The sequence below is a fragment of the Vagococcus vulneris genome (assembly GCF_003950515.1).
Classification (GTDB): domain Bacteria; phylum Bacillota; class Bacilli; order Lactobacillales; family Vagococcaceae; genus Vagococcus; species Vagococcus vulneris.
The window spans coordinates 1-25717 of record NZ_NGJS01000007.1 but is presented as its reverse complement, the minus strand read 5'-3'; the positions used below and the strand labels follow the sequence as shown (position 1 = coordinate 25717).

The following is a 25717-nucleotide window of genomic DNA, read 5'->3' as shown; positions in this document are numbered from 1 at the left end:
TAACCCGAGCAGATTTTTTTAAGAAACTCTGCTCGGATTTTTTATTTTAAAGGATTAACATGATAATAACCATCAAATATATAGTAAATACTGATTGGCAGTCCTAAAAAAGCTGCAATCCAGAATAATTTGATTGAAATAGTTGATAGACAGATTAATCCGAATATTAATGCAATCACGGCTGCTATCATAATGAATAGTCGTTTTTTACTCATTTTAGTGACTCCTCCAGTCTTTTGATGATAGTATCAGTATATAAAAAAGCAGATATAAATTCATCCATCTTAGGACTGATTTATGTCTGCTTTATTTTGTTTGCCCAATACGTTAGCTAAAGCTTAAATAAACGTAATGATTATAAATACAATAATGATACCAACGGTAATGAGATAATCTAGTAAGTTTTTTCTTCATCGCTGATTCTTCTTTGATAAAGCAAAAAAAGCTGGTTCATTAATTTCGACTTCTATGGGTTAATTTTAATAGTACCGCTGTCACAGCACTAGTTGCAATACCGGCTACGATAGCTTCGGGAATACCGTTTGTTACGATAACGGCTAATACAATTTTGTAGAGACTGGATCCTAGTGCACCGCTTTGAATTTGCGAGTAGCCTTGATTGAAAAGAAGGTAGATTAGGTTCATAACTAAAATGGTGTTTGTTAGTGAACCAATCACCCCAGAAATAAATAGACTTATCGGTTCTTTTAATTTAGGCAATGATTTTTTCATCAATTGAAAGGCATAGTACGGTACGATACCTACTAAAATACGCGGAATAATTGCAATGACGATTGCCCATAAACTCCCTTGATTAGTTCCGATAACGGGAATAAATGGTGAAAAAACAAAGGACATCGGTACAGGGTTGACAGTAGCATTAAACATACTAATTAAACCAAATGATAAGCCTAAAAAGGCACCGTATCTTGGACCGAGCACAACTGCACCGATGATAACTGGTACATGAATCAGCGTGGCGCTAATAATGCCGAGGTTAATAAAGCCAAGCGGTGTAAAAGCAAATAATAGAATAATTGACAGAAAAATAGCTGTCATTGTAAGTTGGTGAGTTTTCAAATTAGTTCTCCTTACTTAAAAAATACTGAATCTGCCCAACAATTTCGGCGACATCAGCCAAAGCACCTTTTCCATAATCACCGCAAGCTAACAAGCTTTCTTTCGGTTCAATGATGTGGTAGTCATAGGTAGTCAGTTTTCTTAGATTAGCTTGCATCGCTGGATTTGCGTACATGTACGTATTCATAGCCGGTGCGATGAGTTTTGGTACGTCATGTACTGCTAGAGCAGTTGTCGACAGCATATCATCAGCAATTCCATTGGCTATTTTTCCAATAATGTTTGCTGTTGCCGGTGCGATGATAAATAAATCAGCTCGTTTGACTAAGTCAATGTGATTAATATCACCAGGTGTTTTTTCGAGCATCACATCTGTGTGCACTGAATGTCTAGATAAAACCTGCAGTGTCAAAGGAGGGATAATGTTTGTGCTATTTTGAGTCATAATTACTTCTACGTCGATTCCTTGCTTACCTAATTGACTAATTAAATCGGCTGCTTTATATGCTGAAATACTGGCAGATACTCCTAGTAAAACAGTGGGCATACTAATTACCTCCTTGTGTTAAAATTAATTGTCGTAAGCCATCCGCTATTGCTTGTTTTGTCGAAAAACGATCAATAATTCCGCTTGAATTAATTAGCAATCCAGTGTGTTGCTGATCAGTAATGGATTCTAAATCATTAGCCAAGATATAATCAGCTTGATTTTTTTTGATACTGGCCTGTGCTGCATCGTATAATTCTTTCTCAGATACGCCGACTAATAATTTAAAGCCGATTAAAATAGTTTCGGGCTGCCACTTCTTGATGGAATGAATCACTTTAGGTGCCTTATCCAAAAATAAAATCAATTCTTCCCCAGCAGAATCAATTTTTTTCGCTTGAGATTTAGGAAAAAAATGCTTATTTTTGAGTGTCTGTTTGATGATGGCAGATAGTTCATCTTTTGATTCCCATTTTTTTTCAGTTAGATGTTCAGCCACTGTATTGGCTAGAATTTCTTCGTTAGCGAGATGCGATAGTTGATAGTCGCTGACAGCCATACTATGAATGACGTAGTCGATTTTTTTTTCAGTTAATATTTTTTTCATTGTTTGGTATAAATCAGTGACCGATTGTATAGGATAGAAAAAAATGTCTGCTTCGCCTGTAGGTTTCGGTAATACAGCTTGTGGACCGTAAACATAATGGATAGAAAGATCATCATGCTGTAATGCATCTGCTATTTTTTGACCTAAGCGGCCTGTAGCATGGTTGGTTAAGTGGCGTACATCGTCAATTTTTTCTGATGTACCGCCGGCAGTGATTAAAATGTTCATATGAACTCTCCTTGCTTAGCGTACGTCATTCACGATGACACTCCGCTTTTCTAATAATCGCTTGATAATTTCTTCTGAAAGTTTTTTACGAGAAACTGGATAAGCTCGCTCAGCCAGGTGGTGAACTATGGGAATATGCGCGGCTAGTTGAATGGCAGTTCCTTTGAAAATGGTTAGTGGTCTTCTCTTTGTTGTCACAAGTCCGGACCGAATGATGATAACTGAGTTAGTTTTGTCCAATAAATCCTGTTCTGCCAATTTTTTTGCTTTTAGATATCCTACAGGCCCGGCTTTGGCAGATAAAAAAAGATAAGGGATTTGGAATTCTTCACAAACGCTGCTGATTAAGTGGTTTGTATAAAAAATCATCCGATGGTAGGTTTGACCGCGATGCTTGTTTTGAAATAGAATACCGATCAAATTAATACATCCCAAGCAATCAGCTAAGTAATGTTTCCAAGAGGTGTCTGTAAAAATATCAGCTTTTACCCAAATCATCAGTGGATGGGACATCCAAGGCTGTTCTTTTTGAGGTTTTCCGTGTTTAGAGATACTGATAACGGATATATTTTTGCGTAAAGCTTCTTTGCAAACTCCCTGACCAACAAATCCGCTGCCACCGATAACTACAATTGATTGTGTCATCATCATTCCCTCTTTTCTCAAATAATTGGTTATATTTTAACATATTATACCTGAATTAGCAGAGAAATCTATTCTGCTAGTCGGATAGCTTTTATTTACATTAGAAACTTGATAAACTATAACAAGCAGAAGTAGAAAAGAGGAAACTAAAAATGAGGTTATTATTTGTTGGAGATGTTGTTGGATCACTAGGCAGAGAGGCAATTTCAACATATCTGCCGAAGTTAAAGAAAAAATACCGGCCGCAAGTGACGATTATCAATGGAGAGAATGCTGCTGGAGGTCGTGGTATTACTGAGAAAATCTATAAAGGTTTTTTACAGGATGGAGCAGATGTCATTACGTTAGGGAATCATGCTTGGGATAATCGCCAAATTTTTGAATTTATTCAGGATGCTAAGAAATTAGTCCGTCCTGCGAATTTTCCTAAAGAAACAACGCCCGGTAATGGGATTGTTTATGTCAAGGTGAATCAGGTGGAATTAGCTGTAATTAATCTGCAAGCAAGAACGTTTATGGTACCGATTGAGGATCCATTTGTTGTAATAGATGAGTTAATTGAAGAAGCACGTCAACGAACACCGTTAATCTTTGTTGATTTTCATGGGGAAGTGACAAGTGAGAAACAAGCTATGGGTTGGTATACCGATGGTCGTGTCTCGGCAGTTGTCGGAACACATACTCATGTGCAAACAAATGACAGCCGTATTTTACCTAATGGAACAGCTTATTTAACCGATGTTGGTATGACAGGGCCCTACGATGGAATATTAGGTATGCAGCGAGAAGCAGTTATTGAAAAATTCCGAACAGCTTTGCCGCATCGTTTTGAAGTTGTTACAGAAGGGAGAGAGCTTGTTTCTTATTGTGTCATTGATTTAGATGATAAAACAGGTAAAGCAACACATATAGAAGCTCATTTGATCAATCCTGATCGACCGTTTCGCGATTAGTCAAATAAGCAGTAAGCGAGGTAACGAATATGTCAGAGCTGAGTTATGATTATGAACCGGCTGTTGAAGAGGCTTTAAGAAATCTTTTAAGTAGCTTAAGCTCAAACCCGATAATTGCTGCGTATCAGCAGGCAGAAGAGCGTATTGGTCAGCATGATGGTTTGAAGCAGTTGGTAGATGACATTAAACAGTATCAAAAGCAGGCTGTTCAATTTGCACATTATGATAAACCGCGAGCAGAACAAGAAGCTATTAAACAAGCTGATTTAAAACAAAGAGAATTCGATGAACACCCGCTTGTCATCGATTACCGAGAAAAATTAGTTGAAGCCAATGATTTGCTGCATCATTTGACACAATTATTGGAAAGTCAGGTCAATCTCGAACTTGAAAAAAGATTAACAGAGGATTAAGGAAGGTAAGTAAATGGTACAACAACCAAAATTAACACCCATGATGGAACAGTATATGATAACAAAAGCGCAGTATCCCGATGCGTTTTTATTTTATCGTTTGGGTGATTTTTATGAATTGTTTTATGAAGATGCAGAAAAGGCAGCACAAATTCTTGAACTGACATTAACTAGTCGAAATCGTAATGCTGAGAATCCCATACCGATGTGCGGAGTACCCCATCATGCAGCGCAGGGATACATTGATGTGCTAATTGATAAAGGGTACAAAGTAGCTATCTGTGAACAAATGGAAGACCCTAAAGAAGCAAAAGGCATGGTGAAGCGTGAGGTTATCCAGCTAGTTACACCTGGTACCGTCGTAAGCAGCAAAGAATTAGATGCCAAAGAAAATAATTATTTGACGGCACTATTTATTGATGAGCAGCATAAAGAGTACGGATTTGCTTATGCTGATTTAAGTACTGGAGAATTGAAGGCCAGTCACTTAGCTGATATTGACGGCATCATAAATGAATGCAACAGTTTGCAGACGAAAGAAATAGTGCTGAATAAAGAATGTTCAGAAGTATTGATGCAGCGCTTTGAACAAAAGAATATCTTAGTATCTTATCAAGCACTGCAAGCTCCTAATTCTGAAGAAAGTTATTTAACAGCATATCTTGAAAATTCTTTAGCTGCAAATGCAGCTGTTATTTTAGTAGCCTATTTAAGCAGTACTCAGAAAAGACAGTTAGGACATTTGCAGCAGGCAGTTGCTTACGAACCTAGTCATTTTTTAAAAATGGACTATTATTCTAAGTACAATCTTGAGTTAGCACGTTCAATCAGAACTGGAGAAAAGAAAGGAACATTATTGTGGTTGTTAGATGATACTCAAACCGCAATGGGCGGCCGCTTATTAAAGCAATGGCTAGACAGACCATTAATTCAAGAACAAGCGATAATTTCGCGGCAGGATATGGTTGAGAGCTTACTTAATGCCTATTTTGAGCGAATCGAAATAAAAGAGAATTTAAAACGTGTGTACGATTTAGAAAGGTTAGTCGGTCGTGTGTCTTTTGGGAATGTGAATGCTCGTGATTTACTTCAGCTAAAACAGTCGCTGCAGCAAATTCCGATTCTGAAACAAACTTTGTCAGGTCTTGATAGTGGCGTCTGGTCTACGTTATTGACAAATTTAACACCTCTTCCTGCCGTATCTGATTTAATCGAGCAAGCTGTTAATGAAGAAGCACCGCTGTCTATTACAGAGGGAAATATTATTGCTTCAGGTTATGATGAACAATTAGATATTTACCGAGATGCCATGACAAATGGTAAACAGTGGTTAGCTGAATTAGAGGCGAAAGAACGAAATTTAACGGGAATTAAAACGCTTAAAATTAAATTTAATCGAGTTTTTGGTTACTTTATTGAAGTGACCAAGAGCAATATTGGTGAAGTACCTGCAGAGCGCTATGAGCGAAAACAGACGCTGGCAAATGCCGAACGTTATGTCACACCTGAGCTAAAAGAGCTGGAGACGATTATATTAGAAGCTGAGGAACAGTCTCAAAGTTTGGAATATCAATTGTTTATTGCTATTCGTGATGAAATCAAGCAGCATATTTCGGCACTGCAGAAATTAGCCAAATCAGTCGCAGAGCTTGACGTTTTACAGAGTTTTGCTTCGGTCAGCGAAACTTATAATTATGTTCGCCCGACTATGCTGCCTGATAAACATGAATTGGAATTATTGGAAGGCCGTCATCCAGTTGTTGAGAAGGTTGTTGGTCACCAAGAATATGTACCGAATACTGTATCAATGCCTGAAGATGTAGATATTTTGCTTATTACTGGTCCAAACATGTCTGGGAAGAGTACATATATGCGTCAATTAGCTTTGACGGTTGTCATGGCACAGATGGGGTGTTTTGTGCCTGCAGAAAAGGCAGTTTTACCGATTTTCGATCAAATATTCACACGTATCGGTGCCTCAGATGACCTGATTTCTGGACAGAGTACTTTTATGGTCGAAATGATGGAGGCTAATCAAGCGTTGCGACATGCAACGGTTAATAGTTTAATACTATTTGATGAGTTAGGCCGCGGCACCGCAACTTACGACGGAATGGCACTAGCACAGGCAATTATCGAATACATTCATGCGCATGTCCATGCAAAAACTTTATTTTCCACCCATTATCATGAAATTACCGCTTTAGAACAAACACTGTCGGGACTAAAAAATTGTCATGTTGGTGCTGTTGAACAAGAGGGTGAGGTGGTCTTCTTACATAAGATGATGGATGGACCGGCAGATAAGAGCTATGGCGTACATGTCGCAAAACTAGCGGGGCTCCCAGAGAATCTTTTAGCTAGAGCTAGCGAGATTTTGCATCACTTAGAGACACAGCACAATCAGGACTTGATGTTGGAAAATGAGGCAATCGCGCCAATAGATGCCATACAGAAAATTCCCAAGGAAGTGGAAATGGTGCAGGAAACTGATGATTCATCCGCGCAACTGTCATTATTTTCAGATATATCTGAAGTAGATCAACAAATTGTGGATGAATTAAAAAAACTTAATTTAATGGCGATGAATCCAATGGAAGCTATGACAAAATTATATGAAATGCAACAGAAATTAAACGGCTAGGAAGGTGAAATCAATGGGGAAAATCGAAGAATTATCGCAAGTATTGGCCAATCAGATAGCAGCTGGAGAAGTTGTTGAGCGGCCAGCCTCTGTTGTGAAAGAACTAATTGAGAACGCCATTGATGCAGGAAGTACACAAATTGATGTTTACTTAGAAGAAGCCGGTCTTAAAAAAATCCAAGTTGTTGATAATGGTGAAGGTATCGAATCCAGTGATGTTTTAAATGCTTTTAAACGGCATGCAACGAGTAAGATTCATACGAGAGATGATTTGTTCCGGATCCGCTCACTTGGCTTTCGAGGTGAAGCCTTGCCCAGTATTGCGTCTGTGTCAGAAATCATTATGGAAACATCGACAGGTGAAGAAACCGGTCGTTATTTAAAACTAGTAGGCGGTGAAGTAGTAATTGATAAACCTCACTCACTTAGAAAAGGAACATCAATTACTGTAGAGAATCTTTTCTTTAATACACCAGCACGTTTAAAATATGTTAAAACTCTGCAAACGGAACTAGCTAATGCCGGGGACATCATTAACCGTTTAGCTTTAAGCCATCCTCAAATCGCCTTTCGCTTAGTACACGATGGGCATAAAATGTTGTCGACAACTGGAAATGGTGATTTGAAACAGACGATAGCTGGCATCTATGGTGTGGCTACGGCTAAGAAAATGTTGCCTGTATCGAGTGAAGATTTGGATTTTAAATTAACAGGGTATATTTCTTTGCCTGAATTAACTCGAGCCAGCCGTAATTATGTGTCTATCATTATTAATGGTCGCTATATAAAAAACTATTTACTAAATAAAGCAATCGTTGAGGGATACGGCTCAAAATTGATGGTTGGACGCTATCCACTTGTTGTGTTGCAAATTGAGATGGATCCGCTGCTGGTAGATGTCAATGTTCATCCGACAAAACAAGAGGTCAGGCTAAGCAAAGAAAAAGAACTGATGACATTAATCAGTACAGCCGTTCGTGCGACTTTATCTCGTGAAAATCTGATTCCAAATGCTAGTGATACAAGCCCATATAAGAAAAGGACAACTGAGCCTAAATCAGAACAGCTGGTGCTTGCACCAGATACAGAAATTTACTCAGGCACTGCCAGCCGAACGAGCAGCAGCTCCGACCAGGTTAATACCATCAGAGATAAAAATTTAGTGTATAATGCTAAAACAGGCGAGTTCTTTGTTCCAGGTAAAAAAATGACAGAACAACCTGGATTTTCGGCTGCAAAAAACAAATCAGAAGCTGATATGCCACAACAAACAGTATCAGATTCGTCAGCTGAAACGGAACAATTGTCAGTTGTATCAGATGAGATAATAGACACAGTTGAAGCTCCAGTTGAGAGTGAAATACCTGTTGGTGAGATAAACTTTCCGGAGTTGGAATATTTTGGTCAAATGCATGGAACGTATCTGTTTGCACAAAGTTCTGCTGGTTTATATATTGTTGACCAACATGCAGCCCAAGAACGCATAAAATATGAGTATTATAGACAAAAAATCGGTGAAGTCGGAACAGATAAACAACCGTTGTTAATTCCAGTTGTCTTAGAATATTCGCAAGATGACATGCTGCGAATAAAAGAAAAAGAATCCTTATTGAATGAAATCGGAATTGAACTTGAAGAGTTTGGACCGAATAGTTTTATTATTCGTGAACATCCGGCGTGGTATCCTCCTGGTGAAGAAGAAGCCATTATTCGTGAAATGATTGATGATATTCTTTCCGGTAAAACGGTCACGGTTGCTTCATTTAGAGAAGCAACAGCTATTATGATGAGTTGTAAAAAATCAATTAAAGCAAATCACCACTTGAATGAGATACAAGCACGAGCTTTGCTAGAAGACTTAAAAAAATGCGAAAATCCTTATAATTGTCCACATGGGCGTCCGGTAGTTATCCATTTCACCAATCAAGATATGGAAAAATTATTTAAACGGATTCAAGACCCTCACTGATAATTGTTTGAGTGGCTAAAAAGGCTTTGTCTAACAAGAAATCAGAACTGCTAATAAAAAATGATAAAAACGGGATTGTCTTTTAAATAGACGATTCCGTTTTTATTATGTGCTTGTTGATAAATGAACTATTAGGATGTTGTCTGTTTTAATAACAAGCAGATTACCGACTAACATTGTTATTTTTGAACGAGTGGTATTTAAAAATAAAAGTCAGAAAAACTAAATTTTTTAAAAAACGATTGTTTTTTAATGTTAATTAAGCGCTTTCTTTAATGTGGTTGACTTTTTACACAAAATGATAGAAAATACGTGTATACTTATTTTTTTGTTATTTAAATTTATTTTACTTTGGAAAAGGGGTTCTTTTTTTATGGAAACAAAAACTAACAAATTATTAGTATTCTCAAGTTACGATTATGACGTTACGGCATTTGAGAAATACCCAGAAAAAGGATTAGAATTAGAATATGTAAAAGAAACATTAACTCCCGATATTTTAAGAAAACATGCGAAAAAAGGTGAATACGTAGGAATTATCGTATTTGTTAACGATCAAGTAGATAAAGAAGTTATTGATATCATGGCTGAGAACGATATGTACTTTATCGCAACACGTTCTGCAGGCTTTAACCATATCGATTTAGCGTATGCAAAAGAAAAAAATATGAAAGTCTATCGTGTTCCAGAATATTCTTCATATTCTATCGCTGAACACGCTGTGACATTATTATTAAGCAGTATCCGTGATATTCCAACAGCTGTTTACAATACAAGACACAACGATTTTTCATTAAAGCCAACTATGATGGGATTTGATATTCATGGTAAAACTGTTGGTTTAGTCGGAACTGGTAAAATTGGTCAAAAATTTGCACAAATTATGGCAGGTTTTGGAGCTACTGTCATTGCGTATGATAAATTTCCAGCAACTGAATGGGCTGAGAAATTTGGAGTAACTTATGTTGAATTAGATGAATTATATGCAAAAGCGGATATTATCGCATTGTTCTGCCCAGTCTTCCCTGAAACTCAACATATGATTAATAAAGACAGCATCGCTAAGATGAAAGACGGAGTAATTATTATTAATACTGCTCGTGGACTTTTAGTTAAAACTGAAGATATGGTTGATGCTCTTAAATCAGGCAAAGTAGCTCGTTACGGTGCAGATGTATATGAAAATGAAGCAAAATACTTCTTTAACGATTACAGCAACATACCAGTTGAAGATAAAGTGTTAGAAGAATTACTTGCTCAACCGCATGCAATGATTACACCGCATTCAGCTTTCTTTACAAACGAAGCATTTGAAAATATTTATAAAATAACTATGGCAAATGTTATGGACGGCATTGATTCAAAAGAAAATGCTCGTGAAATGACACAAACCGTTTAATTATTAAAGAAAATGCCCTCGAACAATTCGTTTGAGAGCATTTTTTATTATTAATAAGCTGTTTCAATAAGTTTTGTATGTAAGTCAGATTGAGCACCATCCAAAATAAGCTGATGCTTAAACAAGCATTCTATAACGGCTAGATTGTGATGCTTGGCTAAATCAGAGAAGCCTCTGAAAGAATCCGTTAAGTCGTTTCGATACGTTTCTAAGCACATTTTTAAAGGTTCCTCTTTGTCTGTAGAAAGTAGATTTAACCAAAGATTGATAAGTGTTACTGCTTCTTTTGAGCGTTTATGGTAATTTATAATAGGTAGTGATATATAGACTATTCCTCCCAAAATTGACAAAATTTAACAACTTCTCTATTCTATTAGTATTATGAACTTGTTCCAGTAAAAAAACAACCGGAGGTATTTATGAGTTATATTTTAGCGTCTGCTTCTCCTAGGCGACAAGAGTTGCTGTGCAAGGTTATGACTGACTTTGACGTTATACCTGCTGATATAGATGAGACACCCTTAGACAATGAAGTACCAATTGATTATGTTGAACGTATGGCTAGAGAAAAGGCAAAAGTAATTTTTTGTAAAAATAAAGATGCTATCGTAATCGGTTGCGATACTTCCGTAGTTTATGAAAAAAATATTTTAGGAAAACCTAAGGATGCTTCAGAGGCTTTTAAAACACTGAAGCAATTAAGCGGTAAAATGCACCATGTGATAACGAGCATTGCAATAATAAGTAATAATCAACTTGAACAGCATACGGAGATAGTGGAAGTCACTTTTTATGACCTACTTGAGTCGCAAATCAACTCTTATATTGCTTCTGGTGAACCAATGGATAAAGCTGGTGCTTACGGTATTCAAGATCAAGGGTCTTTATTTGTTAAACAAATTAATGGCGACTATTACTCTGTTGTAGGATTACCAATCGGTTGGTTGAATGACTGGTTATTGAAGGGTCACTCAAAACAGATTAGTTGAGTAAAAATGGCTTTTTTTATAAAATAAATGCAACTTTTAGTGAAAGAAGGTTTTACCTATGACAAAGAAAGACTTGCAAAAGCAGCTAACACCTCTACAATATGAAGTAACTCAAGAAAATGGTACAGAAAGACCATTTTCCAGTGAGTATGATCAATTTTCTGATGAAGGAATATATGTAGATATTGTCAGTGGTGAACCGTTATTTTCATCAACTGATAAATATGATGCGGGCTGTGGTTGGCCTTCATTTACAAAACCGATAGCGTCGTTAAAAGAACTAGAGGACCGTTCACTATTTCGGACTCGCACAGAAGTACGAAGTCAAGAAGCAGATTCGCATTTAGGGCATGTTTTTCCAGATGGTCCTATTGATCAGGGTGGATTACGTTATTGTATTAATGGTGCTGCTCTACGCTTTGTTCCGATTAATGATTTAGAAAAAGAAGGATACGGGCAGTATTTATCTCTTTTTAAATAGATGATTCATTTGTTTGCTACCGGTTATATAGCCGGTAGCATTTTTGTGAACTAAAAGAATATTTTAAAAGAAAATCATTTGGAAATTAGATTAGAATATTAAAAGATGAACCATGCTAGCGGGGACCGTTAGATTTTATTTAGAGACAGTTTAGAAAAAAGAAAACTTATGGTACAATTTAGGGAACGTATGTACGGAGGGATAAAAGATGTATGAATATATTAAAGGTACAGTGACATTTGTCAGTCCATATTATATTGTAGTGGAAGCGGGCAGTATCGGGTACCAATTGCTGGTTGCTAACCCATTTCGATTTTCAGCTTATTATAACCAAGAAGTGATAGTTTATGTTCATCAGGTTATACGGGATGACGGTCAAGCTCTTTATGGATTTTCAACTTTAGAAGAAAAGCAATTGTTTCTTAAATTAATTAGTGTATCTGGTATCGGTCCCAAAAGTGGTTTAGCCATTATGGCATTAGATGATCATGGCGGTTTAGTGTATGCTATTGAGTCAGAAGATGCAGCTTACTTAACTAAATTTCCTGGAGTTGGGAAAAAAACAGCTCAACAGATGGTTTTGGATTTGCAAGGGAAATTGGATGATTTAACGATTGATACCCCTGCTGTTGAAGCAATGACTAAGCAAGATAGTTTATTTACGATGACCGATGATAATCATTTAAAAGAGGCTTTAGAAGCATTAAGGGCTTTGGGTTATACCGAACGCGAAGTGAAAAAAATAACGAAAAAACTAGAAGAGCAGCCTCAGACCAGTACAGATCAGTACTTGCGTAACGGGTTGAAACTATTAATGAAAAAGTAAAAGGAGGTTAAGACTATGTCAGATGAAGCAGATCGTTTACTGTCTGGGTCATTAGTCCCGCAAGAAGAACAGGCAGAATTATCGCTGCGACCGCAATTTTTGTCGCAATATATTGGTCAAGATAAGGTTAAACAGGAATTATCTATTTATATATCTGCTGCTAAAGCTAGAGAAGAATCATTGGATCATGTCTTATTATATGGGCCTCCTGGTTTAGGTAAAACAACAATGGCGATGGTTATTGCTAATGAGATGGGAGTTAATATCAAAACGACCAGCGGCCCTGCCATCGATAAGCCAGGGGACTTAGTTGCTCTTCTGAATGAATTAGAACCAGGGGATGTTCTATTTATTGATGAGATTCATCGGCTGCCTCGTGTTGCGGAAGAAATGCTTTATTCAGCAATGGAGGATTATTACATTGATATCATTGTAGGCCAAGGACCAACAGCGCATCCGGTCCATTTCCCGCTGCCGCCGTTTACATTGGTTGGGGCTACAACGAGAGCAGGCATGCTGTCAGCACCTCTTCGGGATCGTTTCGGCATCATCTGCCACATGCACTATTATGAAGATCATGAATTAAAAGAAATTGTTCTACGGTCAGCCAATATTTTTGAAACAATTATTTTGGACGAAGGAGCTTATGAAATTGCGCGACGCTCTAGAGGAACTCCGCGAATTGCTAATCGTTTATTAAAACGCGTCCGGGATGTGGCGCAAGTTGAAGGAAATGGTGAAATTGATGTGGAAATTGCGGACAGAGCCTTATCTTTATTGCAAGTCGACCATTTAGGTTTAGATTATGTGGATCAAAAATTGTTGCGGACAATGATTGATCTATATCAAGGCGGGCCTGTAGGGCTGTCAACTATTGCGGTTAATATCAGCGAAGAAACAGAGACAGTTGAAGATATGTATGAGCCGTATTTGATTCAAAAAGGTTTTATTAAACGGACTGCAAGAGGGCGCGTTGCGACTGAATTAGCCTATAGTCATTTAGGATATGATTATATTGCAGACTAAAGGGAGGCCGTTTACAAATGATAATTTGGGTAGATGGTGCATATGGTTTTGGCAAGATAGCAATATGTCAAAAAATGACTGAATTCATACCAAATGCGTATCTGTATAACTCGGAAAATGTTCGTCATAATCTACCGGAATCCTTTCAAGAACCGATTTTCAGGATTATTCGGAGTGGTGTGAGTGGAATGTTCAGGTTCTGTTGCAAAGTTTAAAACGAAAAAGCCTTTTACTTAATTGTTTCAAAACTATGCTGGAATCCCTAGTAATTGATTGATTTCATAAATCACTGAAAAGCCAAAGAGATTTCCGTCTCTTCGGCTATTTTTGTATAGAGCATGATGGACTCAATTCTTTTAATTGTAATTGAGGCAGTCCTTATGGACTGATATAACTTGTTCCTTTTCTTTATTGGACGATGATCTTGTTCAATAATACTATTCAAATATTTACTCGTTCGATGTTCTGTTCTGGTAAATAAATTTTCTGATTTAAGTTGATTAAACGCACAGCTTAATGAAGGTGCTTTGTCCGTTACAATAACTCTTGGTTCTCTGAACTGTCTGATTAACCGTTTAAAGCAAGAGTAAGCAGATTGACTGTCACGATTTTTTCGCAGCCATATATTCAAAGTCAGCCCTGAAGAATCAATAGCACGATATAAATAATGCCACACTCCTTTTAACTTAATATAGGTTTCATCCATTCTCCAAGAATTACCAACGGATTTATTTCTTTTCTTCCACAGGCAGTAAATAATCTTACTGTATTCTTGTACCCATCGGTAAATAGTTGTGTGACAAACGTTGATTCCACGATCATTCATAATTTCAGAAACTTTCCGATAACTTAAGCTATATCTTAAATAATAGCCCACGGCTATTGTAATAATATCTTTATTAAATTATTTTCCTTTGAAATAAGTCATCTGAATGCCTCTAATTATCTTTTTCTTCTTATTTTAACTTAAACTAAGATAATTGAAAATCTTTGCAATAGAACCAAACATGGTGTTTTGCGTGATGAGTGGTTCGTAAATTATTAATTAATTATTCATAGTTAAAGACTAAGACATTCATAAAAATGTCATAATTGGAGACTATTATATAGACATACCAACAAAACAACCCTAACAAAACAAACTTTTTCATTTTATTTACTCCTCCAAAGTAGATAAAACAACTCCTTTTTAACCGTCAGCTGACTGCTGGCGGTTTTTTTGTCTGGTTTGTTTATCTTCTCCGGTTTGTGTCTTCTCATCAAATCGCTTTTGTTTATTAATGACTGTGCCCATACGTTCAAGCTTTAAAGGATCGCCACCAGGGGAGCCTAAATTTGGTCCATTGCTAAATCCTGAGTTAATGATTTGTTTTCCCCAGCGTTTTTCTAAATTGACGCCTTCTTTTCTTAATTTATCATTTTTTCACGAATCTTTTCTGATCGTAATTGTCGCTTCGTCAGACCAAACACCTCCAAAGGGATGCGATAAGTTACAGGATGATGATAATTATATTATAGATTAATTATAACATAATGGCTGTGTCTTGCAAATTGAGTTTGTAAATGTCAAGCGGTCCTTTTAAAATTGTTTAATAATCTAGCTGACGATAAATAAACAATTTCGCACTATTAATATAATATGTTGCTTGGTAAAAGGAAATTAATTTTATTATGGTTAGGTTAAACTATAATGTTTGAAGAGGGGGAATCAATTAAGCGGTTAAAATAGATTATTATTAATTTTGTCCAATTCATCTATTAATGTAACCGTTAGAAATTTTACCTTTTTCTCAACATGGTATGGTTAATTATTTATTTTTTAGATGGATCAATAAACAAGAGTTAATAAGTGATATTTTTTGATTATTAAGTTACAATAATAAGTGTATATCAAACATAGGAGAGTGATTTGATTATGAAAAAAGCAGGATTAATTATCGGTACAGCAGGTGCAGTATTCGCATATGCGGTTTGGAAAAAAATGCAACAACCTAATTTTAATAAATATTCTGTTAAGGGAAAGGCACAAGAAAAAATGGGCGCAGCTTTTCAAAATGATGATATGAGAGTAGAAGGAGCATTAAATCAAGTAACTGGTGCTTCCAAAGAAGTAGCTCATGATATAGCACATCATACAACTAAGTTTGTTGACAAAGTTTTAGGTGCTGGGTCTAGCAACCAAGTTAAAGGTCAAGCAGAAGAGTTTATTGGTAAAACTACTGATAATCATATGAAACAAGCGGAAGGAAAATTTGATCAAGCTATTGGTAAAACACAAGCATTCACTTCTGATGCAAAAGATAAGATTCTTCCTGGAGAGAAACATCCGAAACATAAATAGTATTAAAAAAGTCGAACGTTATTATGTTCGACTTTTTTGTTTAATTTAATAAATCTTGGCGTGCCACTTTCGTTTTCGATGTATGAGACTCGGATCACTCTTTTTATCTTGTATATTTATCCTTTCCGTATATGCATCATTCTTCCGATAAATTTTAATGGTTAAGACTAATAGGTCAAAAATTAATAGAATACCTAAACAAAAAATCTCTAAAAAAATGATAGTAATTATTTTTTGACTATGTGGTGATAGTAAGTTGGGATGAAGAAGGGGGACACAAAAAGAATAAATGTTAATGGATAACCAGATAATAGCAGTAAATAAAATTCTGCCGAAATAAGCTTCACGTACGTTTTGGGAATTATTTGGATCATCATCATTAACGAACAGGCTGTTTGAAATATTTGATGTTGTTAACAGCAGTGATAGAGCTGTTAATGATACGGGAAAGTATGTAGCTATTTTAACATCTTTGATATCGAAAATGAATAGTGCGCAAAAAAAGAAGAGCAGTAAAATAATATTTTTTGTTGGTGTAAATATTGAGGGAAAAGCCTGTTTAATCAGCTTTTTTAAAGTATACTGGTCATTTAAAACAGTTTTTTTCTGAACTTTATTACTTTTATGGACTAATAATAGCCAAAAAATGAGAAAAATAAGAAAAGTAATCGATTCAAAGGGGGTAATTTGAGGCATAAGTAAGACTCCTTTCTTAGATAAATCAATTAATTATATCAAAAACATAAAGGATGGCAAAATTGATTTTGAAATTATGGTATTTACCTAAATTAATGACGTCATTAGTTTTTATTTCACACTAAAGATGTTAGAATACTACAGAAAGACTGTAAAGAAAAGGTGAGAAGATGACATTAAGTACATCAGATTTTGATTTTGATTTACCCGAAGAATTGATCGCGCAAACTCCTCTAAAAGACCGTGTGTCATCACGTCTATTAGTGTTAGACAGTAAAACAGGTCAGATGCAGGATAAACATTTTTCGGAGATTATTGATGAGCTAAATCCCGGAGATGCATTAGTTATGAATAATACACGGGTTTTACCCGCAAGACTTTATGGTGAGAAGCCTGAAACAGGTGGACATCTAGAGGTATTACTGTTAACGAATACTGATGGTGATACATGGGAAACACTAATTAAACCTGCAAAACGTGCTAAAGTTGGAACGGTAATTTCATTTGGTGATGGACGGTTGAAAGCGACTGTAACAAAAGAGTTGGATCATGGAGGCCGGATTATTGACTTTGACTATGACGGTGTTTTTTTGGAAATTTTAGAATCGTTAGGCGAAATGCCACTTCCGCCGTATATTAAAGAGAAATTAACGGATAACGAACGATATCAAACAGTGTACGCTGAAGAGAACGGGTCTGCAGCTGCACCAACAGCAGGACTTCACTTTACAAAAGAACTATTGGATGAAATCAAGGCTAAAGGTGTTAACTTAGTATATTTAACGCTGCATGTAGGATTAGGAACTTTTCGCCCAGTGAGTGTCGAAGATGTTGAAAACCACACAATGCATAGTGAATTTTATCGATTAACAGAAAATGCGGCTGTGGAATTAAATCGTATTCGTCAGGCAGGTGGCCGCATCATAGCGGTTGGAACTACTTCAATCCGTACACTTGAAACGATAGGGACAAAATTTAACGGTGAGCTTAAAGCAGATAGCGGATGGACGGATATTTTTATTAAGCCTGGATATGAATTTAAAGTTGTTGATGCTTTTTCGACAAACTTTCATTTGCCAAAATCTACGTTAATTATGTTAGTTAGTGCATTTGCCGGACGAGACACGACGTTAGCTGCGTATGAGCATGCTGTTAAAGAAAGATATCGTTTCTTTAGTTTTGGCGATGCCATGTTTGTTAAATAAAATAAGGAAGTGAACCAAATGACAGAACCAGCGATTAAATATCGTTTGATAAAAAAAGAAAAGCACACTGGAGCACGTTTAGGTGAAATTATAACACCGCATGGCACGTTCCCAACACCAATGTTTATGCCGGTCGGTACGTTAGCAACCGTTAAAACAATGGCACCAGAAGAATTAAAAGAGATGGGAGCCGGTATTATTTTAAGCAATACTTACCATTTATGGCTGCGCCCTGGTGAAGACATTGTTGAAGAAGCAGGCGGTCTGCACCGTTTTATGAACTGGGATCAAGGTATCCTCACAGATTCAGGCGGTTTTCAGGTTTGGTCACTTAGTGATATGCGTCATATTGAAGAAGAAGGCGTTCATTTTAGAAATCATTTGAACGGGTCTAAGATGTTCTTGTCACCAGAGAAAGCAATTCAAATTCAAAATAAATTGGGTCCGGATATTATGATGAGTTTTGACGAATGCCCTCCGTTTTATGAGAGTCATGACTATGTAAAAAAATCTATTGAACGGACATCAAGATGGGCAGAGCGAGGCTTGAAGGCGCATGCTAATCCAGATCGTCAAGGGTTATTCGGCATAATCCAAGGTGCCGGCTACAAAGACTTACGTCAACAAAGCGCAAAAGAATTAGTTGGTATGGACTTCCCCGGTTACTCAATTGGCGGATTATCAGTAGGTGAAACAAAGCATGAAATGAATACTATGCTGGAATATACGACACCGCTTATTCCAGAAAATAAACCGCGCTATTTAATGGGTGTTGGGACAGCAGATTCACTAATTGATGGTGTTATTCGCGGTATTGATATGTTTGACTGCGTTTTACCGACGCGAATTGCGCGTAATGGGACTTGCATGACCAGCAAAGGTCGTCTTGTGGTGAAAAATGCAAAATATGCACGCGATTTCAGACCTCTGGACGAAAAATGCAATTGCTACACTTGTCGAAATTATACACGCGCGTATATACGTCATTTAATTAAATGCGATGAAACTTTTGGTATGCGCTTGACATCATATCACAATCTGTACTTCTTATTAAATGTGATGAAACAGGTACGTCAAGCAATCATGGACGACAATTTATTAGAGTTTCGTGAAGCCTTTTTTGAAGAATATGGATTTAATGAAGAAAATCCGAAGAATTTTTAATTTTATTTGGTAATAGGTAGTTTACAAGGCAGAAGTTTGCTAAAATCTAACTATAGTGTTTAGTTAAAGAATAAAAGGGGGGTAAAACATGCCAGGAGGAATAGGCGGTATGTTAGTTCCACTAATTTTAATTGGTGGGATGATGTTTATGATGACGCGATCACAAAAGAAACAACAACAACAGCGTCAACAATTATTGGATGGTATGGCAGTCGGTAGTGAAGTAGTGACTATTGGCGGACTTTATGGAGTAATCAGCGAAATAAACCAAGATAAGGGAACAGTAACACTTGATTGTGAAGGTATTTTCTTAGAGTTTGAACGCCAAGCGATTAAGACCGTTAAACCAGCATCAACGGTTGTAACCAGCCAAGAAGTAAAAGAAACTGAAGTAATTGACGAAGAAGATGAAACAGTTGAAAAAACTGAGGAAGTTATTACAGATGAAAAAAAAGATAATTAATTAAAAAGGAGCAATTGATTGCTCCTTTTTTTAGCAACTTTGTTCATAAAACGAATTATTTGTTTTAAAGTGAAAAAATTCACTATTAAAACTTTACAAAGGAGATAAAATAAAGTATAGTCAACATGTGAAAAACATAACAATACTTTTAGGAGGCTTAAAAATGGGGAAAATGAAAGAAAACAAGAGTACAAAAGTACAGGGAAATGTCGAAGAAAATATTAATGAATTGGTGAGCAAGGGGCGAGCGGCGTTAAAAGAGTTTAAGACGTTTAACCAAGTAAAGATTGATTTTATTGTTCACGAAATGGCGATGGCTGCCTTAAATCAACACATGCCTTTAGCGAAAATGGCGGTTGAAGAAACGGGTCGCGGAGTTTACGAAGACAAAGCAATAAAAAACATGTTTGCATCTGAAAGTATTTGGAATAATATTAAAAACGATAAAACGGTCGGAGTTATCAGCGAAGATGAGCAGAAAGAAATCATCGAAATAGCTGATCCGGTTGGAGTTGTTTGCGGGGTAACACCGACAACTAATCCGACCTCGACAACAATATTTAAAGCACTCATCTCGATAAAGACAAGGAATCCGATTATTTTTGCATTCCACCCAAGCGCGCAGAAATGTTCTGCTGAAGCAGCTAGAATTGTGCGTGACGCAGCAGTAGCAGCTGGCGCACCGAAAGATTGTATTCAGTGGATTGAACAGCCGTCTATCGAAGCCACAAACGGATTAATGAATCATGAAGGTGTGGCTATAGTTCTTGCAACAGGTGGATCAGGAATGGTAAAAGCTGCTTATTCAACTGGTAAGCCGGCCTTAGGTGTAGGACCGGGAAATACTCCGGCATATATTGAAAAAACAGCAAAAGTAAAACGTGCTGTTAATGATTTGATCGCATCAAAATCATTTGATAATGGAATGATTTGTGCATCCGAACAAGCTGTTATTGTCGATGAAGAGGTGTATGATGCAGTTAAAAAAGAATTTGAAGCACATCAAGTCTACGTGGTGAAACCAAATGAATTAGCAAAAATTGAAGCAGTAGTAATGAATGATGCTAAAACAGCTGTTAACCCAAAGATTGTGGGTCATTCTGCAGTGTCGATTGCGACAGAAGCCGGCGTTAAAGTCCCTAAAGGAACAAAAATTTTGATTGTTGAGTTAGCTGGAGCAGGACCAGAGTATCCATTGTCACGTGAAAAATTATCACCAGTCTTAGCGATGATGAAATCCAACAATACTGAACATGGTTTAGAATTATGCGAAAAGATGCTTAAGCTTGGTGGGGAAGGGCATACAGCAGTTCTACATTCAGAAAATGATGATTTACATATAGCATTCGGTTTGCGGATGAATGCATGTCGTATTCTGATAAATTCACCGGCCTCACAAGGTGGGATAGGTGACATATATAATGAAATGATTCCATCATTAACACTGGGTTGTGGATCATACGGTAAAAACTCTGTATCTAAAAACGTAACGGCTATTAATTTGATAAATACAAAAACTGTGACGAAACGGAGAAATAATATGCAATGGTTTAAATTACCTGAAAAAATCTATTTTGAAAAAAATTCCGTACAGTATTTACAGCAAATGGAAGGTATGGAGCGTGTATTTATTGTATGCGATCCGGGAATGGTCGAATTCGGTTATGCGGATAAAGTTATTGAACAATTATTGCAGCGAGATAATAAAGTAACTTTTGCTATGTTTTCAGATGTAGAACCGAACCCATCAACTAATACTGTATATGCTGGAACAAAGATGATGCGTGATTTTGAACCAGACACAATTATCGCTATCGGTGGTGGTTCAGCTATTGATGCTGCTAAAGGAATGTGGCTATTCTATGAACATCCAGAAACATCATTCTTTGGAGCAAAACAAAAATTTTTAGATATTCGTAAACGTGCCTATAAGATTCCAAAAGCTAAAAAAGCGAAGATGATTTGTATTCCAACAACATCGGGTACTGGAGCTGAGGTAACGCCTTTTGCTGTTATTACTGATAGTGAAACACATGTTAAATATCCGCTAGCAGATTACGCGTTGACACCAAATGTGGCGATTATTGATCCTCAATTTGTTTTAAGTGTGCCAGCTGCTGTTACTGCAGATACGGGGATGGATGTTCTGACACACGCATTGGAGTCATATGTGTCAGTCATGGCGTCTGACTACACTCGGGGACTTAGCTTGCAAGCAATCAAACTGGTTTTTGAAAATTTAGAAGAGTCTGTTAAACAACCGACACTTGATAATCGTCAGAGTATGCATAATGCATCAACTATGGCTGGTATGGCGTTTGCCAATGCCTTTTTGGGTATTTGTCATTCAATTGCACATAAAATTGGCGGAGAATATCACATTCCTCATGGACGCACAAATGCTATTCTTCTTCCGCATATTATCAACTACAATGCAAAAGACCCATCAAAACATGCGTTGTTCCCTAAATATGAGTATTTCAGAGCAGATAAAGATTATGCAGATGTGGCGCGTTTCTTAGGTCTACCTGGAACAACCAATGAAGAATTAGTTGCCTCTTTAGTTAAAGAAGTTGCTGAATTAGGTAAACGTTGTGGTATTGAGATGAGCTTAAAGGCACAAGGGGTGACCAAAGAAACTTTAGATAGTACTGTGGACCGCATGGCAGAATTGGCTTATGAAGACCAATGTACGACAGCAAATCCAAAAGAACCATTAATTAGTGAGTTGAAACAGATAATTATCGATTCATATGAAGGTTGTTGATAGTCATTGTTGATACCGTATCATTTGATACGGTATTTTTTATTTTGATTTCATAAAAAATTGCTTGGATTTTAAATTTTTAAGAAAAAAAATTGATTTATAGATTATGCTATAAATTGATGATAAAATAAACAATGCGTGTTTAATAATTTAATGAACCAGTAGAGGTGACAAAGTGAAAAAATTTAATTCAAGTAAAAATATTATTATTGCATTAATTATTGTTATTGTCGTTGTGTTTTTAGTCAGTATCAGTGCGATGCAGCGTGATAAAAAGCAAGCCAGTCTACCTGGTCAGTCGCAAACAAACGGTGTAATCGCTGTTGTTGATGATATTGTTATGGCACCGATTCGCGGTGTTGAGAACAGCGTAAAATCTGTTTTTAATTTATTTAATACTTATTCTGAAAATCAGCATTTGAAAAAAAGAGTTGACCAAAATGTAATGCTGCAAGCAGAGTTGGATAATTATAAAAAAGAAAATAATCAATTAAAGGATCAGCTAAAACTTAATTCTACATTATCCAATTATGACATCGTAAATGCTAATGTTGTCAATCGGTCACCTGATACATGGCAGGATGTTTTAGTCATTAATAAAGGAACAAAAGATGGTGTTGAAACAAATATGGCTGTTATGGGTGATAAAGGGTTAGTCGGCCGTGTCATCATTTCTGACAAAAACAGTGCTAAAGTCGAACTGTTGACAACAGTAAATAAAAATACAAATCATTTTCCAGTCATGATGGAGACAGCTGATGGGAAAGAGTCATTCGGACTGATGGATGCATATAACAGTAAAACACACACGTTGACAGTATCTCAGCTGACGACAGTTGATGGAATTAAAAAAGGCAGCAAAGTAGTCACATCAGGACTTGGCAACAACTCACCAAAAGGCTTGTTAATCGGAGAAGTTCAAGAGATACAAAAGAGTAAAACAGGTCTTCATGATGAGGTGCTCGTGACACCTATTTCTGATATGTATGATATTACTACAGTCACGGTCATTAAAAGATTGGAAGGTAGTAAGTAATGAGTAATGAGAAAAAAAAGATCATGTTTTATGTGCTGCCGATTGTCTTTTTTTTATTGATGCTGTTAGATGGACATTTAAGCAGTATAATATTGACAGTATTTGCTGTACCTATGTCATTTACGTCAAATTTATTATTGATGGTAATGATGTTTGCCACGTTTCAAATGAATAAGAGTTATATGCTTAGCTGGTCGGCCTTTATTGGTTTGTTGTATGACTCTTATTATTACAATGTTATCGGAATAAACTTGATCCTTTTTCCTGTTTTAGTTTGGTTAATATATTTTTTGTTTGAACGTATAGTTCCTAGTACATTTACAATTATTTTAGCTTTTGTCGTTTTTGTAACGGGGTTATCCGTTGGACGAGTTATTTTGTTAACGATGTTTAAATTGACAGATACAACTACCATCGACTTCTTAACGCGAACGTTGGCACCAACATTGATAGTGAATTTAATTTTAGTAGCTGTGCTCGTGATTCCATTGAAAAAAGTTTTCAATATAAAACGATGATTATTTATAATGAAATATCTTTGTAATATTCTCATTATATGAATGACATCTGATTGTGCTACAATTTATCTGTCGTTGGGAAAACCAACTTAATGTAAGAATATAAATATTATAAGAAAATTGAAATTTTAAAAAAATAAAAAAGAAGACTTTTTGGAGGAAGAACATAGTGAAGAAAAAATTATTATCAGCGTTATTAGTAAGCGGGATTACATTGTCGGCAACTGCTCTTCCATTAGCAGTAAACGCAGACTCAATTGATGATCAAATTGCATCACAAGATAAAAAAATTAAAGACTTATCAGATCAAGAAAACACAGAAACAGCTAAATTAGCTGATATTCAAGCTAATATTTCATCAATCCGCAGCGAAGCTGAAGGATTACAAACTGAACAAGCAAATTTAGGGAAACAAATCGGTCAATTAAATAAAGATATTTCAAGTTTAGAAAAACGTATTGAAAAACGTAATGAAGCAATCAAAGAACAAGCTCGTTCAGTACAAGTAGATTCTGCTAATTCTAATATGGTTGATTTAGTGTTAAGTTCTGACTCTGTATCAGACGCTATTACAAAAGTATTTGCTGCCAGCAAATTAGTAGGAGCAAATAAAGATTTAATGCAACAACAACAAGATGATAAAGATGCTGTTGAAGCTAAACGTAATGCAACTGAAGAAAAAAATGCAGAAATTCAAAAAAATGCTGTAGCATTAGAAGCTAAAAAGGGTGAATTAGAAGATCAGCAATTAGCTCAAACAGCAGCAATCAGTCAAATTTCAGCAGATAAAGAGAAAGAAAGTAGCAAGAAAAATGAATTCTTAGCTCAAAAAGCAGAAGCTGAAAAACAACGCGAGGAACAACGTAAAGCTGTTGAAGCAGCTAAACAAGCAGCTGAACAACAAAAAGAAGAAGCAGCTAAACAAGCAGCTGAACAACAAAAAGAAGAAGCAGCTAAACAGGCAGTAACTGAAAGCACCAAACCTGCAACTAGCAACACTGAAAACACAACTGTAACTACAGGAACAAGCTCAACAATTGTTAGCCCAAGTAAAGAAACAGGATCAACTGTAGGTGCAACAAATAATACGGTTAACACAACTGAAACAACTACTGTAAACACAACAAACAACAATACAGAAACTACTACAACTCCTACTGTTTCTAAACCAGAAACAACACCAACAACTGCACCATCAAACGGTAATGCAGTTGTTGCAGAAGCATATAAACATATCGGTAAACCATATGTTTGGGGCGCTAAAGGACCAGGAAGTTTCGACTGTTCAGGATTTACATCTTACGTTTATCGTCAAGCAGCTGGCCGTGAAATCGGTGGATGGACAGTACCTCAAGAAAGTGCTGGACAAACAATTTCATTAAGCGAATTACAACCAGGCGATTTAGTATTCTGGGGTGGACATGGATCAACTCATCACGTTGGTATTTATGTAGGTGGCGGACAATACATCCACGCACCACAACCAGGCGAATCAGTAACTGTACAAAGCATTTCTGCTTGGTCACCTGATTTCGGCGTACGTATGTAAGACTTAACTTAATTTTTAAAAGGACTTTATTGAGTAATCGATAAAGTCCTTTTTTTATATGTTTTGAAAACCACCTGCTATGCGGGTGGTTCAGAAGAGCTTTCAGCGTGGTATAAAAAAAGTCTCCTAAAATGATAAGATATATTTGGTTTCCCGACCACGAAATATCAATCATTTAGGAGGTCCCTTATGAAAAAGGACAATCAAAGTTTATCACACACAACATGGAAA

Annotated in this window: 26 protein-coding genes; 18 read left to right on the top strand and 8 right to left on the bottom strand. The window is 36.5% G+C overall.

Annotated features, from left to right (window positions below; genetic code table 11):
* Positions 1-41: 41 nt before the first annotated feature.
* The 5 genes from CBF37_RS11620 to CBF37_RS05885 form a co-directional block, all read right to left on the bottom strand.
* Positions 42-215 carry a hypothetical protein gene (locus CBF37_RS11620; protein WP_165866654.1) on the bottom strand — a complete coding sequence of 58 codons (174 nt, stop codon included), beginning with the start codon at positions 213-215 and terminating at the stop codon, positions 42-44.
* A gap of 238 nt (positions 216-453) precedes the next feature.
* Positions 454-1059: an ECF transporter S component gene (locus tag CBF37_RS05900; RefSeq protein ID WP_125983915.1), complete on the bottom strand. Its 606-nt coding sequence runs from the start codon at positions 1057-1059 to the stop codon at positions 454-456.
* A 22-nt stretch (positions 1060-1081) separates the two neighbouring features.
* Positions 1082-1627, bottom strand: a complete 546-nt coding sequence (locus CBF37_RS05895; protein WP_125983826.1) for a flavoprotein — start codon at positions 1625-1627, stop codon at positions 1082-1084.
* A 1-nt stretch (position 1628) separates the two neighbouring features.
* Positions 1629-2402 (bottom strand): phosphopantothenoylcysteine decarboxylase domain-containing protein, encoded by a 774-nt coding sequence (locus CBF37_RS05890; protein ID WP_125983825.1) that lies wholly within the window; start codon positions 2400-2402, stop codon positions 1629-1631.
* 15 nt (positions 2403-2417) lie between these two features.
* Positions 2418-3047: an NAD-dependent epimerase/dehydratase family protein gene (locus tag CBF37_RS05885; protein ID WP_165866653.1), complete on the bottom strand. Its 630-nt coding sequence runs from the start codon at positions 3045-3047 to the stop codon at positions 2418-2420.
* Positions 3048-3199: 152 nt separating this feature from the next.
* Between CBF37_RS05885 and CBF37_RS05880 the strand changes: the two genes are divergently transcribed.
* From CBF37_RS05880 to CBF37_RS05860, 5 genes are all read left to right on the top strand, one after another.
* Positions 3200-4000, top strand: a complete 801-nt coding sequence (locus CBF37_RS05880; RefSeq protein WP_125983823.1) for a TIGR00282 family metallophosphoesterase — start codon at positions 3200-3202, stop codon at positions 3998-4000.
* Between the two features lie 29 nt (positions 4001-4029).
* Positions 4030-4413 (top strand): YlbF family regulator, encoded by a 384-nt coding sequence (locus tag CBF37_RS05875; protein WP_125983822.1) that lies wholly within the window; start codon positions 4030-4032, stop codon positions 4411-4413.
* A gap of 13 nt (positions 4414-4426) precedes the next feature.
* A complete protein-coding gene (gene mutS / locus CBF37_RS05870; protein ID WP_125983821.1) occupies positions 4427-7057 on the top strand; it encodes a DNA mismatch repair protein MutS in 2631 nt (876 codons plus the stop codon).
* Positions 7058-7070: 13 nt separating this feature from the next.
* Entirely contained in the window at positions 7071-9026 is a 1956-nt protein-coding gene (mutL, locus tag CBF37_RS05865) for a DNA mismatch repair endonuclease MutL (RefSeq protein ID WP_125983820.1), read from the top strand.
* 373 nt (positions 9027-9399) lie between these two features.
* On the top strand, positions 9400-10425 hold the full coding sequence (locus tag CBF37_RS05860; RefSeq protein WP_165866652.1) for an NAD(P)-dependent oxidoreductase: 1026 nt from the start codon (positions 9400-9402) through the stop codon (positions 10423-10425).
* 50 nt (positions 10426-10475) lie between these two features.
* Here the strand turns inward: CBF37_RS05860 and CBF37_RS05855 are convergent, their stop codons facing one another.
* Complete coding sequence (locus tag CBF37_RS05855; RefSeq protein WP_125983818.1) at positions 10476-10775, bottom strand: hypothetical protein; 300 nt, start codon at positions 10773-10775, stop codon at positions 10476-10478.
* A 69-nt stretch (positions 10776-10844) separates the two neighbouring features.
* Between CBF37_RS05855 and CBF37_RS05850 the strand changes: the two genes are divergently transcribed.
* The 5 genes from CBF37_RS05850 to CBF37_RS05830 all read left to right on the top strand — a co-directional run bounded on the left by CBF37_RS05850 (position 10845) and on the right by CBF37_RS05830 (position 13962).
* Positions 10845-11414, top strand: coding sequence for a Maf family protein (locus CBF37_RS05850; protein WP_125983817.1), 570 nt, complete (start codon positions 10845-10847; stop codon positions 11412-11414).
* A 58-nt stretch (positions 11415-11472) separates the two neighbouring features.
* The gene (msrB, locus tag CBF37_RS05845) at positions 11473-11895 is read left to right on the top strand and encodes a peptide-methionine (R)-S-oxide reductase MsrB (RefSeq protein WP_125983816.1); all 423 of its coding nucleotides are present in this window, start codon (positions 11473-11475) and stop codon (positions 11893-11895) included.
* A 208-nt stretch (positions 11896-12103) separates the two neighbouring features.
* Positions 12104-12721: a Holliday junction branch migration protein RuvA gene (gene ruvA, locus CBF37_RS05840; protein WP_125983815.1), complete on the top strand. Its 618-nt coding sequence runs from the start codon at positions 12104-12106 to the stop codon at positions 12719-12721.
* Positions 12722-12736: 15 nt separating this feature from the next.
* Positions 12737-13747: a Holliday junction branch migration DNA helicase RuvB gene (ruvB, locus tag CBF37_RS05835; protein WP_125983814.1), complete on the top strand. Its 1011-nt coding sequence runs from the start codon at positions 12737-12739 to the stop codon at positions 13745-13747.
* A gap of 17 nt (positions 13748-13764) precedes the next feature.
* Positions 13765-13962 (top strand): hypothetical protein, encoded by a 198-nt coding sequence (locus CBF37_RS05830; RefSeq protein WP_125983813.1) that lies wholly within the window; start codon positions 13765-13767, stop codon positions 13960-13962.
* Between the two features lie 33 nt (positions 13963-13995).
* On the opposite strand, the gene CBF37_RS05825 is transcribed toward CBF37_RS05830, so the two are convergent.
* Positions 13996-14639, bottom strand: a protein-coding gene (locus CBF37_RS05825; protein ID WP_240626675.1) for an IS6 family transposase whose coding sequence is annotated in 2 segments (ribosomal slippage) — positions 13996-14087 and positions 14087-14639 — 645 coding nt in all. Because the reading frame shifts where the segments join, the coding sequence is not laid out codon by codon here.
* A 1023-nt stretch (positions 14640-15662) separates the two neighbouring features.
* On the opposite strand from CBF37_RS05825, the gene CBF37_RS05820 reads away from it, so the two are divergent.
* Positions 15663-16088: a CsbD family protein gene (locus CBF37_RS05820; protein WP_206168040.1), complete on the top strand. Its 426-nt coding sequence runs from the start codon at positions 15663-15665 to the stop codon at positions 16086-16088.
* Positions 16089-16133: 45 nt separating this feature from the next.
* Here the strand turns inward: CBF37_RS05820 and CBF37_RS05815 are convergent, their stop codons facing one another.
* Positions 16134-16784 carry a hypothetical protein gene (locus CBF37_RS05815; protein WP_125983812.1) on the bottom strand — a complete coding sequence of 217 codons (651 nt, stop codon included), beginning with the start codon at positions 16782-16784 and terminating at the stop codon, positions 16134-16136.
* Between the two features lie 170 nt (positions 16785-16954).
* Here CBF37_RS05815 and queA point away from each other — a divergent pair, with 170 nt between their 5' ends.
* From queA to CBF37_RS11855, 7 genes are all read left to right on the top strand, one after another.
* A complete protein-coding gene (gene queA, locus CBF37_RS05810) occupies positions 16955-17989 on the top strand; it encodes a tRNA preQ1(34) S-adenosylmethionine ribosyltransferase-isomerase QueA (protein WP_125983811.1) in 1035 nt (344 codons plus the stop codon).
* A gap of 18 nt (positions 17990-18007) precedes the next feature.
* On the top strand, positions 18008-19153 hold the full coding sequence (tgt, locus tag CBF37_RS05805; RefSeq protein WP_125983810.1) for a tRNA guanosine(34) transglycosylase Tgt: 1146 nt from the start codon (positions 18008-18010) through the stop codon (positions 19151-19153).
* 88 nt (positions 19154-19241) lie between these two features.
* Entirely contained in the window at positions 19242-19616 is a 375-nt protein-coding gene (yajC, locus tag CBF37_RS05800; RefSeq protein WP_125983809.1) for a preprotein translocase subunit YajC, read from the top strand.
* Between the two features lie 163 nt (positions 19617-19779).
* Positions 19780-22383, top strand: a complete 2604-nt coding sequence (gene adhE, locus CBF37_RS05795) for a bifunctional acetaldehyde-CoA/alcohol dehydrogenase (RefSeq protein ID WP_125983808.1) — start codon at positions 19780-19782, stop codon at positions 22381-22383.
* A gap of 175 nt (positions 22384-22558) precedes the next feature.
* A complete protein-coding gene (gene mreC / locus CBF37_RS05790) occupies positions 22559-23419 on the top strand; it encodes a rod shape-determining protein MreC (RefSeq protein WP_125983807.1) in 861 nt (286 codons plus the stop codon).
* Positions 23419-23937, top strand: coding sequence for a rod shape-determining protein MreD (mreD, locus tag CBF37_RS05785; protein ID WP_125983806.1), 519 nt, complete (start codon positions 23419-23421; stop codon positions 23935-23937). Before mreC ends, mreD begins: the two co-directional genes overlap by 1 nt.
* Before the next feature lie 169 nt (positions 23938-24106).
* Positions 24107-25486, top strand: a complete 1380-nt coding sequence (locus CBF37_RS11855) for a C40 family peptidase (protein ID WP_125983805.1) — start codon at positions 24107-24109, stop codon at positions 25484-25486.
* The last annotated feature ends 231 nt before the right edge of the window (positions 25487-25717 follow it).

Excerpts from the sequence above, each read along its gene's own strand:
- CBF37_RS11620 (WP_165866654.1), bottom strand. The coding sequence starts at position 215 with ATGAGTAAAAAACGACTATTCATTATGATAGCAGCCGTGATTGCATTA.
- CBF37_RS05900 (WP_125983915.1), bottom strand. The coding sequence starts at position 1,059 with ATGACAGCTATTTTTCTGTCAATTATTCTATTATTTGCTTTTACACCG.
- CBF37_RS05895 (WP_125983826.1), bottom strand. The coding sequence starts at position 1,627 with ATGCCCACTGTTTTACTAGGAGTATCTGCCAGTATTTCAGCATATAAA.
- CBF37_RS05890 (WP_125983825.1), bottom strand. The coding sequence starts at position 2,402 with ATGAACATTTTAATCACTGCCGGCGGTACATCAGAAAAAATTGACGAT.
- CBF37_RS05885 (WP_165866653.1), bottom strand. The coding sequence starts at position 3,047 with ATGACACAATCAATTGTAGTTATCGGTGGCAGCGGATTTGTTGGTCAG.
- CBF37_RS05880 (WP_125983823.1), top strand. The coding sequence starts at position 3,200 with ATGAGGTTATTATTTGTTGGAGATGTTGTTGGATCACTAGGCAGAGAG.
- CBF37_RS05875 (WP_125983822.1), top strand. The coding sequence starts at position 4,030 with ATGTCAGAGCTGAGTTATGATTATGAACCGGCTGTTGAAGAGGCTTTA.
- mutS (WP_125983821.1), top strand. The coding sequence starts at position 4,427 with ATGGTACAACAACCAAAATTAACACCCATGATGGAACAGTATATGATA.
- mutL (WP_125983820.1), top strand. The coding sequence starts at position 7,071 with ATGGGGAAAATCGAAGAATTATCGCAAGTATTGGCCAATCAGATAGCA.
- CBF37_RS05860 (WP_165866652.1), top strand. The coding sequence starts at position 9,400 with ATGGAAACAAAAACTAACAAATTATTAGTATTCTCAAGTTACGATTAT.
- CBF37_RS05850 (WP_125983817.1), top strand. The coding sequence starts at position 10,845 with ATGAGTTATATTTTAGCGTCTGCTTCTCCTAGGCGACAAGAGTTGCTG.
- msrB (WP_125983816.1), top strand. The coding sequence starts at position 11,473 with ATGACAAAGAAAGACTTGCAAAAGCAGCTAACACCTCTACAATATGAA.
- ruvA (WP_125983815.1), top strand. The coding sequence starts at position 12,104 with ATGTATGAATATATTAAAGGTACAGTGACATTTGTCAGTCCATATTAT.
- ruvB (WP_125983814.1), top strand. The coding sequence starts at position 12,737 with ATGTCAGATGAAGCAGATCGTTTACTGTCTGGGTCATTAGTCCCGCAA.
- CBF37_RS05830 (WP_125983813.1), top strand. The coding sequence starts at position 13,765 with ATGATAATTTGGGTAGATGGTGCATATGGTTTTGGCAAGATAGCAATA.
- CBF37_RS05820 (WP_206168040.1), top strand. The coding sequence starts at position 15,663 with ATGAAAAAAGCAGGATTAATTATCGGTACAGCAGGTGCAGTATTCGCA.
- CBF37_RS05815 (WP_125983812.1), bottom strand. The coding sequence starts at position 16,784 with ATGCCTCAAATTACCCCCTTTGAATCGATTACTTTTCTTATTTTTCTC.
- queA (WP_125983811.1), top strand. The coding sequence starts at position 16,955 with ATGACATTAAGTACATCAGATTTTGATTTTGATTTACCCGAAGAATTG.
- tgt (WP_125983810.1), top strand. The coding sequence starts at position 18,008 with ATGACAGAACCAGCGATTAAATATCGTTTGATAAAAAAAGAAAAGCAC.
- yajC (WP_125983809.1), top strand. The coding sequence starts at position 19,242 with ATGCCAGGAGGAATAGGCGGTATGTTAGTTCCACTAATTTTAATTGGT.
- adhE (WP_125983808.1), top strand. The coding sequence starts at position 19,780 with ATGGGGAAAATGAAAGAAAACAAGAGTACAAAAGTACAGGGAAATGTC.
- mreD (WP_125983806.1), top strand. The coding sequence starts at position 23,419 with ATGAGTAATGAGAAAAAAAAGATCATGTTTTATGTGCTGCCGATTGTC.